This window comes from Isoptericola nanjingensis, assembly GCF_050311635.1.
In the GTDB taxonomy this organism is placed as follows: Bacteria; Actinomycetota; Actinomycetes; order Actinomycetales; family Cellulomonadaceae; genus Isoptericola; species Isoptericola nanjingensis.
In genome coordinates this window covers 350,512-365,937 of record NZ_JBNOZL010000005.1, presented here as the reverse complement: position 1 = coordinate 365,937, position 15,426 = coordinate 350,512, and the positions used below count along the sequence as shown (strand labels likewise).

The 15,426-nt window shown below is 75.3% G+C and carries 13 protein-coding genes; 5 read left to right on the top strand and 8 right to left on the bottom strand.

Annotation, left to right across the window (positions count from 1 at the left end):
* Positions 1 to 31: 31 nt before the first annotated feature.
* From ACQP6G_RS12270 to ACQP6G_RS12255, 4 genes are read right to left on the bottom strand one after another with little or no spacing between them, the layout of a single operon-like run.
* Positions 32 to 1,000, bottom strand: coding sequence for a lysylphosphatidylglycerol synthase domain-containing protein (locus ACQP6G_RS12270; RefSeq protein WP_429764595.1), 969 nt, complete (start codon positions 998 to 1,000; stop codon positions 32 to 34).
* Positions 997 to 2,145: a glycosyltransferase gene (locus ACQP6G_RS12265; RefSeq protein ID WP_429764594.1), complete on the bottom strand. Its 1,149-nt coding sequence runs from the start codon at positions 2,143 to 2,145 to the stop codon at positions 997 to 999. Before ACQP6G_RS12265 ends, ACQP6G_RS12270 begins: the two co-directional genes overlap by 4 nt.
* Positions 2,142 to 3,149 (bottom strand): glycosyltransferase family 2 protein, encoded by a 1,008-nt coding sequence (locus tag ACQP6G_RS12260; protein ID WP_429764593.1) that lies wholly within the window; start codon positions 3,147 to 3,149, stop codon positions 2,142 to 2,144. The genes ACQP6G_RS12265 and ACQP6G_RS12260 overlap by 4 nt, the downstream gene beginning before the upstream one ends.
* Entirely contained in the window at positions 3,146 to 4,837 is a 1,692-nt protein-coding gene (locus ACQP6G_RS12255) for a DUF2142 domain-containing protein (RefSeq protein WP_429764592.1), read from the bottom strand. Before ACQP6G_RS12255 ends, ACQP6G_RS12260 begins: the two co-directional genes overlap by 4 nt.
* A 137-nt stretch (positions 4,838 to 4,974) precedes the next feature.
* On the opposite strand from ACQP6G_RS12255, the gene ACQP6G_RS12250 reads away from it, so the two are divergent.
* From ACQP6G_RS12250 to ACQP6G_RS12240, 3 genes are all read left to right on the top strand, one after another.
* Positions 4,975 to 6,375 carry an LCP family protein gene (locus ACQP6G_RS12250; RefSeq protein WP_429764591.1) on the top strand — a complete coding sequence of 467 codons (1,401 nt, stop codon included), beginning with the start codon at positions 4,975 to 4,977 and terminating at the stop codon, positions 6,373 to 6,375.
* Positions 6,376 to 6,388: 13 nt separating this feature from the next.
* Positions 6,389 to 7,777: an LCP family protein gene (locus tag ACQP6G_RS12245; protein WP_429764590.1), complete on the top strand. Its 1,389-nt coding sequence runs from the start codon at positions 6,389 to 6,391 to the stop codon at positions 7,775 to 7,777.
* A 162-nt stretch (positions 7,778 to 7,939) separates the two neighbouring features.
* Positions 7,940 to 9,007, top strand: a complete 1,068-nt coding sequence (locus ACQP6G_RS12240; RefSeq protein ID WP_429764589.1) for a TIGR00341 family protein — start codon at positions 7,940 to 7,942, stop codon at positions 9,005 to 9,007.
* Between the two features lie 27 nt (positions 9,008 to 9,034).
* On the opposite strand, the gene purE is transcribed toward ACQP6G_RS12240, so the two are convergent.
* Genes purE through ACQP6G_RS12220 form a run of 4 tightly spaced genes read right to left on the bottom strand, consistent with a single transcriptional unit; the run spans position 9,035 to position 12,901 of the window.
* The gene (gene purE, locus ACQP6G_RS12235; protein WP_429764588.1) at positions 9,035 to 9,571 is read right to left on the bottom strand and encodes a 5-(carboxyamino)imidazole ribonucleotide mutase; all 537 of its coding nucleotides are present in this window, start codon (positions 9,569 to 9,571) and stop codon (positions 9,035 to 9,037) included.
* Positions 9,568 to 10,824 (bottom strand): 5-(carboxyamino)imidazole ribonucleotide synthase, encoded by a 1,257-nt coding sequence (locus ACQP6G_RS12230; RefSeq protein ID WP_429764587.1) that lies wholly within the window; start codon positions 10,822 to 10,824, stop codon positions 9,568 to 9,570. The genes purE and ACQP6G_RS12230 overlap by 4 nt, the downstream gene beginning before the upstream one ends.
* Positions 10,825 to 10,849: 25 nt before the next feature.
* Positions 10,850 to 12,193 carry an ATP-binding protein gene (locus ACQP6G_RS12225; protein ID WP_429764586.1) on the bottom strand — a complete coding sequence of 448 codons (1,344 nt, stop codon included), beginning with the start codon at positions 12,191 to 12,193 and terminating at the stop codon, positions 10,850 to 10,852.
* A gap of 24 nt (positions 12,194 to 12,217) precedes the next feature.
* Positions 12,218 to 12,901, bottom strand: coding sequence for a response regulator transcription factor (locus ACQP6G_RS12220; protein WP_079569979.1), 684 nt, complete (start codon positions 12,899 to 12,901; stop codon positions 12,218 to 12,220).
* Between the two features lie 233 nt (positions 12,902 to 13,134).
* Between ACQP6G_RS12220 and ACQP6G_RS12215 the strand changes: the two genes are divergently transcribed.
* Both ACQP6G_RS12215 and ACQP6G_RS12210 read left to right on the top strand, forming a co-directional pair.
* A complete protein-coding gene (locus ACQP6G_RS12215; protein ID WP_429764585.1) occupies positions 13,135 to 14,514 on the top strand; it encodes a sensor histidine kinase in 1,380 nt (459 codons plus the stop codon).
* Positions 14,511 to 15,230: a response regulator gene (locus ACQP6G_RS12210; protein WP_429764584.1), complete on the top strand. Its 720-nt coding sequence runs from the start codon at positions 14,511 to 14,513 to the stop codon at positions 15,228 to 15,230. Before ACQP6G_RS12215 ends, ACQP6G_RS12210 begins: the two co-directional genes overlap by 4 nt.
* Positions 15,231 to 15,426 lie beyond the last annotated feature (196 nt).

Genomic DNA, 15,426 nt, shown 5'->3' with positions numbered 1-15,426 from the left:
CCGCCGCGCGAGCGGCGTCTCCTCGGGGCGCCTACCGCGGACGCGCGAGCGCGCCGAGGCCGGCGAGGGCGAGGTCGGCGAGCGTCACCAGCACGCGGCTGACCAGCACCAGCAGCAGCACCGCGGCGTGCGGCAGCGCTCCGGACAGCACCGCGAGCAGCACGAGCTCGCGCGCGCCGGCGCCGGCGGGCACGACGACGACGAGGAACCCGACCACCCACGCCAGCGCGTAGCCGCCGACGGCGAGCGCGACTCCCTGCGCGTCGGACGGCATCCCGAGGCCGACGGCGAGCACCCACACCTGCGCCCCCGCGAGGAGCCACCCGGCCACCGACCACAGCGTGGCGGCGCCGAGCCCGCGCCAGCCGAGCGGGCGGTCGAGCGGGGGGCGGCGCGCGACCCGCAGCGCCCACGCGACCAGGCGGTTGAGCACGGGCGGCAGCAGGACGACGGCGACGGCGGGCAGCGCCCACAGCACCGGCCCGGCGGCCCCCAGCGCCCCGGTCGCGACGAAGGGCAGCGCGACCAGGCCGACGACCGCGCCGGACACGACGCCGACGAGCGTCGCGACCGCCGTCGTCGTCACGGACGTGCGGCGCGCGATCCCGTGGTCGACGCCGAGCTCCGCCGCCGCGACGACGTTCCACACCCCGCCCGGCACGTACTTGCCCAGCTGGCTCAGGCCGAACACCCGCAACGCGACCCGCAGCCCGGTCGGGGCGCCGAGGTCGGCGAGGACGACGCGCCACGACACGAAGGTGCACAGTACGAAGGCGACCGACAGCACGAGCGCGACGGCAAGCCGCTGCCAGGAGAGCTCGGCGGCCGCGCGGGCGAGGTCGTCCCCCGCGGCGACGACGGCGTACACCGCGAGCCCGAGCGCGAGGACGAGGAAGCCCCAGCGCACCCACGGCGACCGCAGCACCGCGAGCACCCGGGCCAGCGGCCCGGACGGCGCCCCGGTCTCGCCCGTCGGATCGCCCGTCGCATCGCCCGTCATGGCCGGACCCCGCGCGACGCGAGCAGCCGGACCAGCGGGCGGACGACGGCGGCGGGCCGGGCGAGGTCACGCCCGGCCGCCGCGCGGGCCCTGGCGGCGGCGAGGGCGACCGGGTCGCGCAGGGCGAGCAACCGGTCCGCGAGCGCCGCCGGGTCGGCGGGCGGGACCAGCTCGAGGTGGTCGCCCAGCAGCCGCCGCTGCGGCTCCGTGTCGGAGGTGACGACCACGCAGCCGGCGGCGAGGCCCTGGAACACCTTGTTCGGCACGACGCGCAGCCCCTTGGGGGTGGCGGAGAAGATCCCGAGGCAGACGTCGTGGGCGGCGGCGACGGCCGGCAGGTCGGCGGGCTCCACCCAGTCGCGCCAGGTGATCCCGGGGGTGCCGCGCAGCCGGTCGCGCACGGACGGGAGGTCCTGGCCGGAGCCGACGAGCGTGACCTCCAGGCCACGCCCGCCGCGGGCGGCGTCCTCGGCCGCCCGCGGCAGCGCGGCGGCCAGCGCCTCGGCGAGCATGTCGGTGCCCTGCAGCGGCGTGAAGAGACCGAAGAAGACGACGCGCAGGGGCCGGGCGTCGTCGGGCGCGGCAGCGTCGGCAGGGGCGGCGTCGAACCACTCCTGCGGCGCCCCGACGGGCACGACGAGCCCGCGGGCGGCGCGGGATCCGGCGAGCTCGCCGAGCATCCGCAGGTGCTCGGTGGTGTCCAGCAGCACGACGTCGGCGCACGACGTGGCGACGCGGTCCAGGCCGCGCAGCAGCGTGACCCGCGCCCCGCGCGCGCCGCGGTCGGTGGCGGTGTCGCCCGCGAAGACGAGGTGGTCCAGCAGCACCGGGGTGCGGCCGAACAGCAGGCGGGCGAGCACGACGTCGAAGTGGCCGAGGTAGCCGACGAGCACCGCGTCCGGGCGCCCGTGCGCGCGGCGGTGCGCCACGACGTCGCCCGTGAGCAGCACCCAGCAGCGCAGCAGCCGCACCAGCAGGCCGGGCAGGCGCCACGGCTGGCGCAGCATCCGCACCCGCTCGGCGGTGCTCAGGCCGAGCGGTCGGTCGAGCTCGCGCACCGTGTACCCGTGGGCGCGCAGCCCGTCGACGAGCACGCCGACGCGCGGGTGCCGGGCGGCGTCGTACGTGCCGAACGCGACGATCACGCGTGCGCGTCCTCGTCGTCCCGCGCCAGGGCCGCGGCCCCGCCGCGGGCGCCGTCGTCGGGCCGCGGGCCGTACTGGAGCTCCTTGACCCGCTCGAGGGTCTCCTCCATCAGGGTGCGGTTGGTGCGCAGCAGGTCGGCGACGACGAGCAGCGCGAGGCACAGCAGCGCGCCGACGAGCATCGCGCCGGCGAAGACGAGCGACTGCACGTGGCCGCCGGCGTCCCCCTGGGCGAGGAAGACGAGGAACCGGACGGCGGGCACGGCCGCCGCGACGAAGAACACCGCGAAGAGCGTGAGGAACACCAGGTGCGGGCGGAACATGATCCACGACCGCACGATCGCCTTCCCCGACCGGGCCATGTGCTGCCAGATGTTGGCGAACAGCCGCGACTCGCGCGTCTTCGCGTTGGTGGTGATCGGCAGGCTCGCGATCCGCAGGCGCTTGTTCCCCGCCTGGACGATCGTCTCCATGGTGTAGCTGAACTGGGTCACGACGTTCAGCCGGAGCAGCGCGCCCCGCGAATACGCGCGGAAGCCGCTCGCGGCGTCGGGCAGCGACGTCCCGGCGGCCGCGCTGACGACGCGGCTGCCGAACCGCTGCATCCGCTTCTTGAACGGGGAGAAGTGCTCGATCGTCGCCGTCTGGCGGTCCGCGACGACGATGTCCGCCTCGCCCGCGACGATCGGCGCGACCAGGTCGCCGATGCGCTCCGACGGGTACTGGTTGTCGCCGTCCGTGTTGACCACGACGTCGGCCCCGTGGGCGAGGGCGTAGTCGACGCCGTCGCGGAACGACCGCGCCAGCCCTCGCGTGCTGGTGTGCCGCACGACGTGCCGCACGCCGAGCCGGCGGGCGACCTCCGCCGTGCCGTCCGTCGACCCGTCGTCGATCACGAGGACCTCGACGCTGTCGAACCCCTCGACCTCGCGCGGGATCGTGGCGAGCACGAGCGGGAGCGTCCCGGCCTCGTCGAGGCACGGGATCTGGACGAACAGCTTCATCGCGCATCCTTCGGGGCGCCGGGAGCCGCCGGCGGCAGCGTGCCGGGGGCCGGGTCGATCGACGACGCCGCGAGTCTACGGGGCCACAGGAGCCCGACGACCAGCCCCCCGAGCAGCACGGCGCCCGCGACGGCCAGCAGGGCGACGAGCGCGGGCTCGGGCAGCGGGCTCCAGGCCAGCCACCGGTCCACGGCGTCGCCGAAGGTCTCGCCGGGCCCCCGGTAGAACGCGTCGAACGCCCACAGCAGGCCCCCGACGGCGGCGGCGAGCGCGAGCGTCACGACGACCGGCACGCCGCGGGCGAGGCGCCGGTCCGAGCGCCGCGCGAGCTGCCAGGCCGCGATCGCCACCGCCGTCGCGAGCGCGACCACGCCGCCGAAGACGTACCGCCCCTGGATCGCGACCAGGCGGCCGGTCTCGGCGTGGAAGTCCCAGGCGTTGTACGCGACGCCCGCCGCGAGCGCGGCGGGGGTGAGCAGCAGGACGACGGCGGTCCGGCGCGCGCCGGGCAGGACGAGCGCCACGAGCGACGCGGCCATGAGCGCCACCGTCCCCCAGACGATCCATGCCCCCGCGAGGTGCACCTCGAGCCACGACAGGTTCCCGAAGAACGACTGCGCGAGCCGGCCCGCGATGATCGACGGCACGTCGGCGTCGGGCACGGTCGCGAGGATGGTCAGCTCGCGGGGCCGGCCGACGGGCTGCACGGCGCCGAGGGTGATCACGTTGCGCACCCACCACCACCCGCCGACGGCGAGGGTCACGCCCCCGGCGACGGCGAGGAGGCCGAGCCGGCCGGGCCAGCGGCGCCCGCGCGCGAGCGCGTACGCCGCGACCACCATGGGCACCGCGAACGCCAGCATGACCTTGGTGAGCAGGCCGAGGCCGAGCACGACGCCGATCGCCACGGCCACCCGCCACCGCAGGTCCCCCGTGACCACCCGTACGGCGAGGTACGTCGCGGCGGCGCACGCCAGGACGACGAGGGCGTCGTTGTTCACGGCCCCCATGACGTGCCCGAGCTGCGGCAGGAGGAGGGGGAACGCCCCGGCGACCAGGCCCGCGGACGGCGACCCCGTGGCCCGGCGTGCCGACTCGGCGGCGAGGGGTACGACGAGCGCGAGCAGCAGCGCGTCCAGGAACCGCAGCGCCAGCGTGACCTGGTCCCAGCGGGCGTCGGTGAGCCCCGTCGCGTGCAGCACGCCCGCACCCAGGGCGTAGTAGAGCGGCGGGTGCTGCGTCATCTGGTCCACCTCGGTGCCCGACGACGCGTCGCCCAGCGCGTTGCCGGCGTCGAGGCGGGTGCGGTCCTCGCGCGGCACGGGCACGACGTCGACGAACTGGCGGGCGTCCTCGCGGTGCTGCCACCTGCCGGGCAGGTCGGCGGGGTACCCGGCCTCGTCGACCGCTTCCGCGATCGCCGGGGAGAAGTAGGCGTCGCCGGGCGGCGGCCAGCCGCCGCCGTACGCGATCCGCAGCACGCTGTTGACGTGGTTCTGCTCGTCGGGCGACCGGAACAGGGGCGTGACCGCGGCCCACACCACCGTCCACGCCGCGACGACCAGCGTGAGCGCGGCGACGGCACGCCGGTAGCGCCGTCCGGCGGGGGGCCGCGCGGTGCGCGTGCGGGGATCAGGGGTGCCGGTCGCCGCGGGAGCCGGGCGCGCGTGCGGCGTCGTGTCCGTCACGACCACCAGTCTCCCCCAGGATCCCGTTCGACGACGGGCTGCGGACCAGCGCCGACGTTCGACCCACACATTTCCTCTACCGTCCCGGTCCTCGGGCACCGCAGCGGCGTGACACCGACCCTCTATGCTCGCTTCCCGTGACCCGCACCACCCCACGCCACGTCGCCTCGCGCCCCGGCACGACCACGGGGCCCTCGCACGCGCGCGCCCTGCGCCGGCACACGGTCGCGCGCACCCTGGGGATGGGGCTGACCGCGGTCCTGGCGTTCGTCGCCGTCGGCGGCGCGACCGCGGCGGTGAAGCTCACCGGCAACATCACCGCCGTCGACTCCGACAAGCTGCTCGGGGCGGACCGGCCCGAGAAGGTCATGCCGGAGGACCCCAACGCGGACATGCCGCTGAACATCGTGCTCATGGGTTCCGACAGCCGCGGCGGCGACAACGCCGACATCGTGGGCGACGGCACCCAGGGCGCCCGCTCCGACACGACGATGATCATGCACATCTCGTCCGACCGGTCCCGCGTGGAGATGCTGTCGATCCCCCGGGACACGACGATCGACATCCCGTCGTGCCCGACCTCCTCCGGCGGGCAGACCTCGCCCGTGTCCCGCTCGAAGTTCAACGGGGCCTTCGCCCAGGGCGTCCTGACGGGCGGCGACGTGGAGTCGGGCGCGCTGTGCGCGCAGAAGACCATCGAGACCATCACCGACGTGCAGATGGACGGCTTCGTCGTCGTCGACTTCGCCGGCTTCGAGAAGATGGTCGACGCGCTCGGCGGCGTCGAGCTGTGCATCCCGAACGACATCGACGCCCCGAAGGCCGACCACCTCGTGCTCTCCGCCGGCATGCAGGAGCTCGACGGCGACACCGCGCTCAAGTACGCCCGGGCGCGCACGGGCGAGGGGCTGGGCGACGGGTCGGACCTCGGCCGCATCGGCCGCCAGCAGGAGCTGCTGGCCGCCGTCGCCCGTCAGGTGATGAGCGCCGGCACGCTCGCCGACCCGACCAAGTCGCTGAAGTTCCTCGGCGCCGTGACCGGTTCCATGACGATGAGCAGCAACTTCGCGTCCATCCAGGGACTCGCCGGGCTCGCGTACAGCGCGCGCAACGTCCGCCCTGACACCATCGCGTTCATGACCGCGCCGTACATGTACGACCCGAACAACGCGGCGAACGTCCTGCTCACCGACGAGGCGGACGAGGTCTGGGACAACCTCAAGCACGACCGCCCGCTGAGCGACGCGATCGAGACCGAGTCCGACGACGCCAAGGACGGCGACAAGGACGGCGACAAGGACGGCGACAAGGACGGCGCGACGAAGGACGGCGCGAAGGACGACGCCGGCAAGGGCACGCAGGCCGCCGAGGGCACCGACGACGTCGACGCCACCCCGGTGGCGGACGACGACCCGGGTACGACGGGGGACGCCGAGGACGGCTCCGGCAAGGGCGAGAAGGACCCCGAGCCGAAGCGGACCCGCGACGCCGGCGAGGAGGCGTTCACGGGCGCCGACGTGACGTCGGTGTGCGGATGAGCGCGGGGGAACCATGAGCAACGACGACCAGCGCATCCCGCCGAGCTTCACGCCGTCCGGCGGCCGGTCCGACCGGCCCAGCGGCTCCGGCGACGCTATCCCCGTGGGCGGCGGGAACCGCCCGTCCGCACCGCCGACGGGCGGCCGCGTGGGCCGGCGCGACGACGCCGCCCCGGTCGAGCCGCGCGTGCGGCGCCAGTCGTCGCGCGAGATCCCGACGACGCCGCCCGAGCGTCGTGGCAGCGCCCAGCAGAAGCCCCGGTCGTACGCGCCGCGCGGCTCCTCGGCGTCGGCCCCGGCCTCCCGTGCGCCCCAGTCGCGCGCTCCGCAGGCCCGGGAGGGCTCGGGCACGCGCGTGATGCCCGCGTCGGCCCAGGGCCAGGCGCGGCGCACTCCCCCGCCCGGCAGCGGCGGGGGCGCCGCAGCGGCGACCGCCGGGGGCGGCGGGTTCCGCGTGCGCAAGGGCCGCGTCGCGGGCCTCGTCCTCGTGCTGCTCCTGGTGCTGCTCCTGGCGTGGCCGATCGGCCTGGTCGTCTGGGCGAACGGCAAGATCCAGCACGTCGACGCCCTGTCCGACGCCAAGGGCACGCCCGGCACCACGTACCTGCTCGCCGGCTCCGACGCGCGCGGCACGGGCAGCGTCGCCGACGACGGCACCGAGGGTGCCCGCACCGACACGATCATGGTGCTGCAGAAGCCGCGGAGCGGGCCGGCCTCCCTCATCTCGATCCCCCGCGACACGTACACGGAGATCCCGGGCCACGACCCGAACAAGATCAACGCGGCGTACTCCTTCGGCGGCGCCCCGCTGCTCGTCGAGACGGTCGAGGGGCTCACGGGCCTGACGATCGACCACTACGTCGAGGTCGGGTTCGGCAGCGTCGAGGAGATCGTCGACGCCGTCGGCGGCGTCGAGCTCTGCTACGACCACGACGTCGACGACCCGAAGAGCGAGCTGACGTGGGAGGCCGGCTGCCACATGGCCGACGGCGAGACCGCGCTCGCGTTCTCGCGCATGCGCTACTCCGACCCGAAGGGCGACATCGGCCGGGCCGAGCGGCAGCAGCAGGTCATCGCCGCCGTCGCCGCGAAGGTCGTCAAGCCCAGCGTGCTGCTCAACCCGGTCAACCAGGTGCAGCTCGTCAACGCCGGCACCGACGCCCTCACCGTGGACGAGAAGACGGGCATCGTCGACCTCGGCCGCCTCGGCCTGGCCTTCAAGGCCGCCACCGGCCCCGAGGGCGTCACCGGCACCCCGCCGATCGCCAACCCGGGGTACGACCCGGGCACCGGCGTCGGCTCGACCGTGCTGCTCGACGAGGACAAGGTCGACCAGTTCTGGGCCGACGTCCGCGACGGCGAGCTGGAGGCCGGCAGCACCGTCGGGGGCATGCCCGGCTGATCCCGAGGTAGTCCCGAGCTCGCCGAGGTAGTCCCGAGTTCGCCGAGGTCGTTCTCGCGCGCCCTCCCGGAGGCCGCGGCGCGGGGCATACTTTCCTCGCCGCGGTGCACCGTGCCCGGGCTGCCCGGCCGCGCGCCGGGCACGAGCCAGCCCGGAGGCGCCATGTCCGCGACCCCGACCCCTGACACCGCTCCGGCGACGTCCGCCGCGCGGGAGACGTCCCGCGCGCGGTTCCTCGGCGTCGTGGTGCCCCCCGCGCAGCGCCGCGACCTGGGCGAGCTGTCCGACCGCCTCGACCTGTCGTCGGGGGACGTGCGGGCCAAACGGTCCGCGTTCTGGGCGATGCTCGTGCTGTCCGGGATCATCGCGATCTCCGGCGTCGTCACCGACTCCACCGCCACCGTCATCGGGGCGATGATCATCGCGCCGCTGTCCACGCCGATCCTCGGCGTCGGGCTCGGGATCGTCACCGGGCGGGGCGGGCTCGTAGGCCGTTCCGCGCTGTACGTCGTCGGGGGCGTGGTGCTCGTCGTCGCCCTCGGCTGGCTGGTGGCGCTCGTGCTGCCGCAGACGTCGGACGTCGTCACCAACTCGCAGGTCACGGGGCGCACGTCTCCCGGCGTGGGCGACCTCGTCGCGGCGTTCGCCACCGGTTTCGCGGGGGCCATCGCCCTCGCGCGTCGCGACCTCGGCGACGTGCTGCCCGGCATCGCGATCGCCATCTCGCTGGTGCCGCCGCTCGGCGTGGTCGGGGTGTGCCTCGGCGCCGGCGAGCCGGCCCTCGCCGCGGGCGCGCTCCTGCTCTTCGGGTCCAACGTGGTCGCGCTCGTCGTGGCGTCCACGGTCGTGTTCTCCGGCGCCGGCTACGCCGCGGACGCCGCACAGGTGCGGCAGGACGCCGGCGGCCGGCGTCGCCCGCGCCGCGCCGTCCTGGTGGGCGCCGTCGCGGTGCTCGTGGTGGCGGTGCCGATGATCGCCAACACCGCCCAGTCGGTGCTGGCCGAGGTCTGGGCCGGGCAGGTCCGTGCCGCTGCCGAGGCCTGGCTCGCGGACACCCCGGACGCCGACGTCGAGGACGTCTCCTGGCAGGGGACCGACCTGGTGGTCGAGGTCCGCGGGCCGGGCGACGTGCCCGACGTCGCCGAGCTGCAGTCCGCCGTCGACGACCTCGTGCCGTGGGACCCGACCGTCACCGTCGTGCACACGGTGGGCGAGCGCGTGGAGGGCTGAGGACCGCTCCCCGGCCGACCCGCGCCGTCAGGCCGAGAAGCCCGTGCGGCGCGCGCCCTCGCGGGTGGCCCGCAGCGAGTCCCCCTTGGCCCGGGCGACGTCGGCGAGCTCGGCCTGGAACGCGACCATCCGCTCGCGCAGCGCGAGCGACCCGGCGTCGGTCCCTGCGGCGAGGATGCGCGCGGCGAGCAGGCCCGCGTTGCGCGCGCCGCCGATCGAGACGGTCGCGACCGGCACGCCGGCGGGCATCTGGACGATCGACAGCAGCGAGTCCATGCCGTCGAGATACCGCAGCGGCACGGGCACCCCGATCACCGGGAGCGGCGTCACCGAGGCGAGCATGCCCGGCAGGTGCGCGGCGCCGCCGGCGCCCGCGACGATCGCGCGCAGCCCCCGCTCGGACGCCGTGCGGCCGTAGTCGATCATCTCGGTCGGCATGCGGTGCGCCGAGACGACGTCGACCTCGACCTCGACGCCCAGCTCGGCCAGCGCGTCGGCGGCGGCCTCCATGACCGGCCAGTCCGAGTCCGACCCCATGACGATGCCGACGGCGGGCGTGCTCATGCGTGCTCCTTGGTGGTGGGGGTGCTCGGGACGGCGGCGGTGACGGTCTCGCCGCGCAGCAGCGCGGCGGCGTCGAGGGCGCGACGGCGGACCTCGTCGAGGTCGGTGCCGCTGACGTTGACGTGCCCGAGCTTGCGGCCCGGGCGGATGCCCTTGCCGTACAGGTTGACGCGGGCCTCGGGGAACTGCGCGAGCACGTCGGGCAGCGCGTCGGTGAGGGCGTCGAGGCTCGACCCGAGCACGTTCGCCATCACCGTCCAGGGCGCGCGGGCGGCGGTGTCGCCGAGCGGTAGGTCGAGCACCGCGCGCAGGTGCTGCTCGAACTGGCTCGTCACCGCGCCGTCGATGGTCCAGTGGCCGGAGTTGTGGGGGCGCATCGCGAGCTCGTTGACCCACACCGTGGCGGTGCCGTCGGCCTCCCGGGTCTCGAACAGCTCGACGGCGAGCACGCCCGTGACGCCGAGCCCCTCCGCCACCGCGACGGCGATCCGGCGCGCCTCGGCGTCCACGGCCGGGTCGAGGTCGGGCGCGGGCGCGACGACCTCCGCGCAGACGCCGTCGCGCTGGATCGACTCGACGACGGGCCAGGTCCGCACCTCGCCGGACGGACGCCGGGCGACCAGCGCCGCGAGCTCGCGCACGAACGGCACCTTCCGCTCCACCAGCAGGGGCGGGGCACCGTCGGCCGCGGCCTGCAGCCAGTCCGCGACGTCGTCCGGCGACGACACGACGCGCACGCCCTTGCCGTCGTAGCCGCCGCGGGACGTCTTCACCACGGCCTCGTGCCCGGCCTCCTCGGCGAGGAACGCGGCGAGCGCGTCGCGCGCGGCGGCCGGGTCGGTCGGCAGCGCGGCCCAGCGCGGGCACGGCAGGCCCAGCTCGGTGAGGCGACGCCGCATGACGATCTTGTCCTGCGCCTGCACCAGCGCGTCCGGGCCGGGGCGCACGGGCGTGCCGTGGTCGATGAGGTCCTGCAGCAGCGCGTTGGGCACGTGCTCGTGCTCGAACGTGAGCACCGCGGCCGGGGCGCGACCGTCGTCGGGGGTGATGAGCGCACGGATCGCGGCGTCGTCGCTCGCCACGCCGACCGGAGCGTCGGTGACGACCTGCGCGGCCGACGACGCCGGGTCCTCGACCAGCACCCGCAGGCCCACGCCCAGCTCGGCGGCTGCGGGGGCCATCATGCGGGCGAGCTGACCTCCTCCGACGACGGCGACGACAGGGGCGGAGGCAGTGGGTCCGGTCACGGGCATCGAGGATACCGGCCCCGCCGGGGGGTCAGCCGCCCTGGTGGTGCAGCCAGCCCCGCCGGCGGCCGCGCGACGAGATCGTCGTGCCCGGCGGCAGCACCAGGTGCGGGTCGAGCGTGCGCGGCACGCCCGCGAGGAAGAGCGCGAAGACCGGGGGCCGGCGCTGCACCAGGTCGAGCCGACCGCCGTCGGCGGCGGCCAGGTCGCGCGCCAGGGCGAGGCCGAGGCCCGTGCTGCCGCCCGTCGTCGTGCCGCGCTCGAAGATGCGGGTCGCGACGTCGTCGGCCACGCCCTCCCCCTCGTCGGCGACCTCGATCGCGACCGCGCCGGTCGTGCCCGACGGGCGCGACCGCACCGTCGTCGTCCCGTCGCCGTACTTGAGCGAGTTCTCCAGCAGGGTCGCGATGATCTGCGCCAGGGCTCCCGGCGTCGCGAGCACCTGCATGCCGTCGGGGACCTCGATGACGAGCCGGCGACCGGCCCGCTCGAACGTCGGCGCCCACTCCTCCTCCTGCTGGTGCACGACGTCCGCCAGCACCACGGCCTCCGTCGTGCCGCCCTGCGACCGCCGCGACGCCGCGAGCAGGTCGTCCACGACGGTCACCAGCCGCTCCACCTGCTCGAGCGAGATGCGGGCCTCCTCGACGACCTCGGGGTCGTCGGAGGCGAGCGTGATCTCCTCGAGCCGCATCGTCAGCGCCGTCAGCGGCGTGCGCAGCTGGTGCGACGCGTCCTGGGTGAACTGCCGTTCCGCCGCGAGGCGTCCGGCGAGCCGGTCGGCGGACCGCGCCAGCTCCGCCGCGACGAGGTCGATCTCCTCGACGCCCGACGGCTCGAGGCGCGGGCGCACCTGGCCCGACCCCAGCTGCTCCGCGGACGCCGCGAGGTAGACCAGGGGCGCGGACAGCCGGTTCGCCTGCCACACCGCCACGGCGATGCCTGCCGCGATCGCGACGATGCCCGCGATGATGACCAGCACCACCGTCTGCGCGGACTTCACGTAGGCGCCGATGGCCGACACCGTCATCGACACGCCGACGTTCTTGTCGGTGAGCTTCGCCTTGTCGATCGTCGGCGGGGAGACCGGCTCGCCCGCCGTCAGCTGGGTGCCGTCCGGCAGCGTGACGACGACGTACGCCGGCAGGTCGCCCTCGCTGCCCTCGGCCGCACGCTGCACCGTCGACTCCTCGACGACGTCGCCCCGGTCGAGGCTGTTGTCCACGCTGCGCGCGAGCGTGTCCACCCGATTGGTGACGCGCTGCTCCTCGGTGGCCAGGACGTACCGGGCACCGAAGATGCCGAGCGGGACGCCGAGCAGGAGCACGGCGACGGCGACCGCGGAGATGGTCGCCAGCAGGACGCGGCGACGCACGAGGTCAGCCCTGTCCCGTCGGCGTCAGCTCGCGCCGAGCTCGAAGCGGAACCCGAGCCCTCGCACGGTGGAGACGTAGCGCGGGGCGTTGGCGTCGTCGCCGAGCTTGCGGCGCAGCCACGACACGTGCATGTCGAGCGTCTTGGTGGAGCCGACCGGGTCGGAGCCCCAGACGTCGCGCATGAGGGTGTCGCGCACCACGACCGACCCGGCGTTCGCGACCAGCACCTTGAGCAGGTCGAACTCCTTGGTGGTCAGGTGCAGCTCGCGGTCGCCCTGGAACGCACGGTGCGCGGAGACGTCGACGCGCACGTCCTGCGCGCGCAGCTCCTCGTCCTCCCCCGTCTCGCCGTGCGTGCGGCGCAGCAGCGCCCGGACGCGGGCGAGCAGCTCCGCGAGGCGGAACGGCTTCGTCACGTAGTCGTCGGCGCCCGCGTCGAGCCCGACGACCAGGTCCACCTCGTCCGCGCGCGCCGTGAGCACCAGCACCGGCACGGTCAGCCCGGAGCCGCGGATCTCCCGTGCCACGTCCAGGCCGTCCATGTCAGGAAGGCCCAGGTCGAGGACGACGATGTCCGCGTTCCCGGCGTTGTCGACGGCTCCTTGACCAGTTCCTTGCACGATGACGTCGTAACCCTCACGCGTGAGAGCCCGCGCCAAAGGCTCGGCAATAGCCGGGTCGTCCTCGGCCAGCAGTACGTGGGTCATTCCCTCATGCTAGCGGCAACGTCGCTGGTCCTGGACCCCTCCCCACGCCGCGTCGGCGCCAGTCCGGTGTGACATGGAGATGACGCGCCGGCAGGTCACCGTCCGCGACGACGGCAGCCGCCGGGGTCGTCGTCGTGCGGTCGGTCCTGTCCCCCTGCGGGACGATGCCTCGCTCCGGCCGTCCGCCCCCGGGCGGACGCGCCGGCTCCCCCCTCCCACCTACCCTGGCGGACATGAGCTGGATCGAGAGGATGGGGCGCTGGTTCGAGGCGCACCGCTTCGGCGTCGACCTGACGACGACCGTGCTGCTCGCCGCGCTCATGCTGACCTCGGCCACCGACCTGTACGCGTCCGACCCGAACCTGTCCCGCACGGAGTCCACCGTGTGGACCGTGGCCCTCCTGGCGCCGCTCCCGTGGCGTCGCACCCGGCCCGTGCCCTCCGCAGTTGCGGTCTTCGCGATCGCGCTCTCCCACATGCTCGCGGGCTACCCCATGATCATGCCGGGCGACCTGCTCGTGCTCGTCTCGCTCTTCTCGGTGACCGTCTACGGCCCGACCTGGGCGCACGTCACGGCGATCTGCTCCACGGCCGTGGGAAGCGTCGTCGTCCTGCCCCTCGCGGTCTCCGTCTTCACGCTGGGCGGGCTCAGCGCCTCCGGCGTCGCCGAGATGCTCCCGGTCGGGATCTTCTGCCTGGTCGCCGGCCTCGCCGTCTGGGCCTTCGCCCTCGTGCGACGGTCCCGCCGCGTCACCATGGACGCCCTGCGCGACCGCGCGCACCGCCTCGAGATCGAGCGCGACCAGCAGGCCCGGATCAGCGCCGCCGCCGAGCGCGCCCGCATCGCCCGCGAGATGCACGACATCGTGGCGCACTCCCTGTCCATCGTCGTCGCGCAGGCCGACGGCGGCCGGTACGCCGCGGCGTCCGACCCCGAGGCCGCCGTGCGCGCGCTGGGCACCATCAGCGAGACCGGGCGCACCGCGCTCACCGACATGCGGCGCCTGCTCGGCGTGCTGCGCTCGCAGGACGACGAGGACGCGGCTCGCGTCGAGGCGGCGCCCCGCTCGGCGTCGCCGCCCGCGCTCGCCGCCGGGCCGGGCGGCGCCCCGCGACCGGCGACCGGCGTCGCCGACGAGCCCCGCCAGGCGCGCCCTGCGCCGCAGCCCGGCGTCGAGGAGATCGAGGACCTCGTCGCGCAGGCGCGGGACGGGGGCCAGCGCGTGTCGCTGGTGCGCGTCGGCGAGCCCCGCACCCTGCCCGCCGGCATGGGCCTCACGCTGTACCGCGTGTGCCAGGAGTCGCTGACCAACGTGCGCAAGCACGCCGGCCCCGACCCGGCCGTGACCGTCGCGGTGCGCTGGACGCCGTCGACCGTCGAGCTCGAGGTGCTCGACGACGGCCGGGGCGCCGCCGCCGCCGCGGACGACCCCGGGTTCGGGCTGCGCGGGATGCGCGAGCGGGCCAACCTGTACGGCGGCACGCTCGAGACCGGTCCCCGCCGAGCCGGCGGGTTCCGCGTGCACCTCGAGCTGCCGCTGCCCGGAGCGCCCGTGACCGCCCCGCCCGCGCCGACGACCCCGTCGGCGACCACCGCCCAGGAGGACGCATGACCCCGCCCGCCGACGACGTCGCGCCGCCCGCCCCCGGACCCGCCGGGAGCGGCGTCGTGCGCGTCGCGCTCGTCGACGACCAGCAGCTCGTGCGCGCGGGCTTCCGCATGGTGATCGACTCCCAGCCGGACCTGGAGGTGGCGCTCGAGGCCGGGGACGGCGCGCAGGCGCTGCGGCTGCTCGCCGACCACCGCGTCGACGTCGTGCTCATGGACGTGCGCATGCCGCACCTGGACGGGCTCACCGCCACCGCGCGCCTCTCCGCCGCGCCCGACGCGCCGCGCGTCATCGTGCTCACCACGTTCGACCTGGACGAGTACGTCCTCGAGGCCATCCGGTCCGGGGCCTCGGGGTTCCTGCTCAAGGACGCGCCGCCCGAGGAGATGCTCGCCGCCATCCGCACCGTGCACGCCGGGGACGCCGTCATCGCGCCGTCGTCCACCCGCCGCCTGCTGGAGCACCTGGTCACCGCGCTGCCCGCGGACCAGGCGGCACCCCAGCGCGACGCGCTCGCCGGCCTCACCGACCGCGAGCGCGAGGTGCTGGTGCTCATGGCCCGCGGCCGGTCCAACACCGAGATCGCGGCCGACCTGTTCGTCGCCGAGGCCACCGTGAAGACCCACGTCGGGCGCATCCTCGCCAAGCTCGACGCCCGCGACCGCGTCCAGGCCGTCGTGACCGCCTACGAGACCGGCCTGGTCCGCCCCGGCTCCTGACCCCCGACCTGTCGGAGCCAGGTCGGTGCGTATCCCGGCGCGGCTCCGACAACTCGGCGAGGGTGCAGGTCAGGGGCGGTTCAGGGTGCGGGTCAGGGTCGGTGTCATACCGGGGGATGACCTGGGAGCACGCCAGGACCCACCCTCGGACCGATGTCGGCGGCGCGGGCGCTCCGTAGCGTCGGTGATGTCCTGG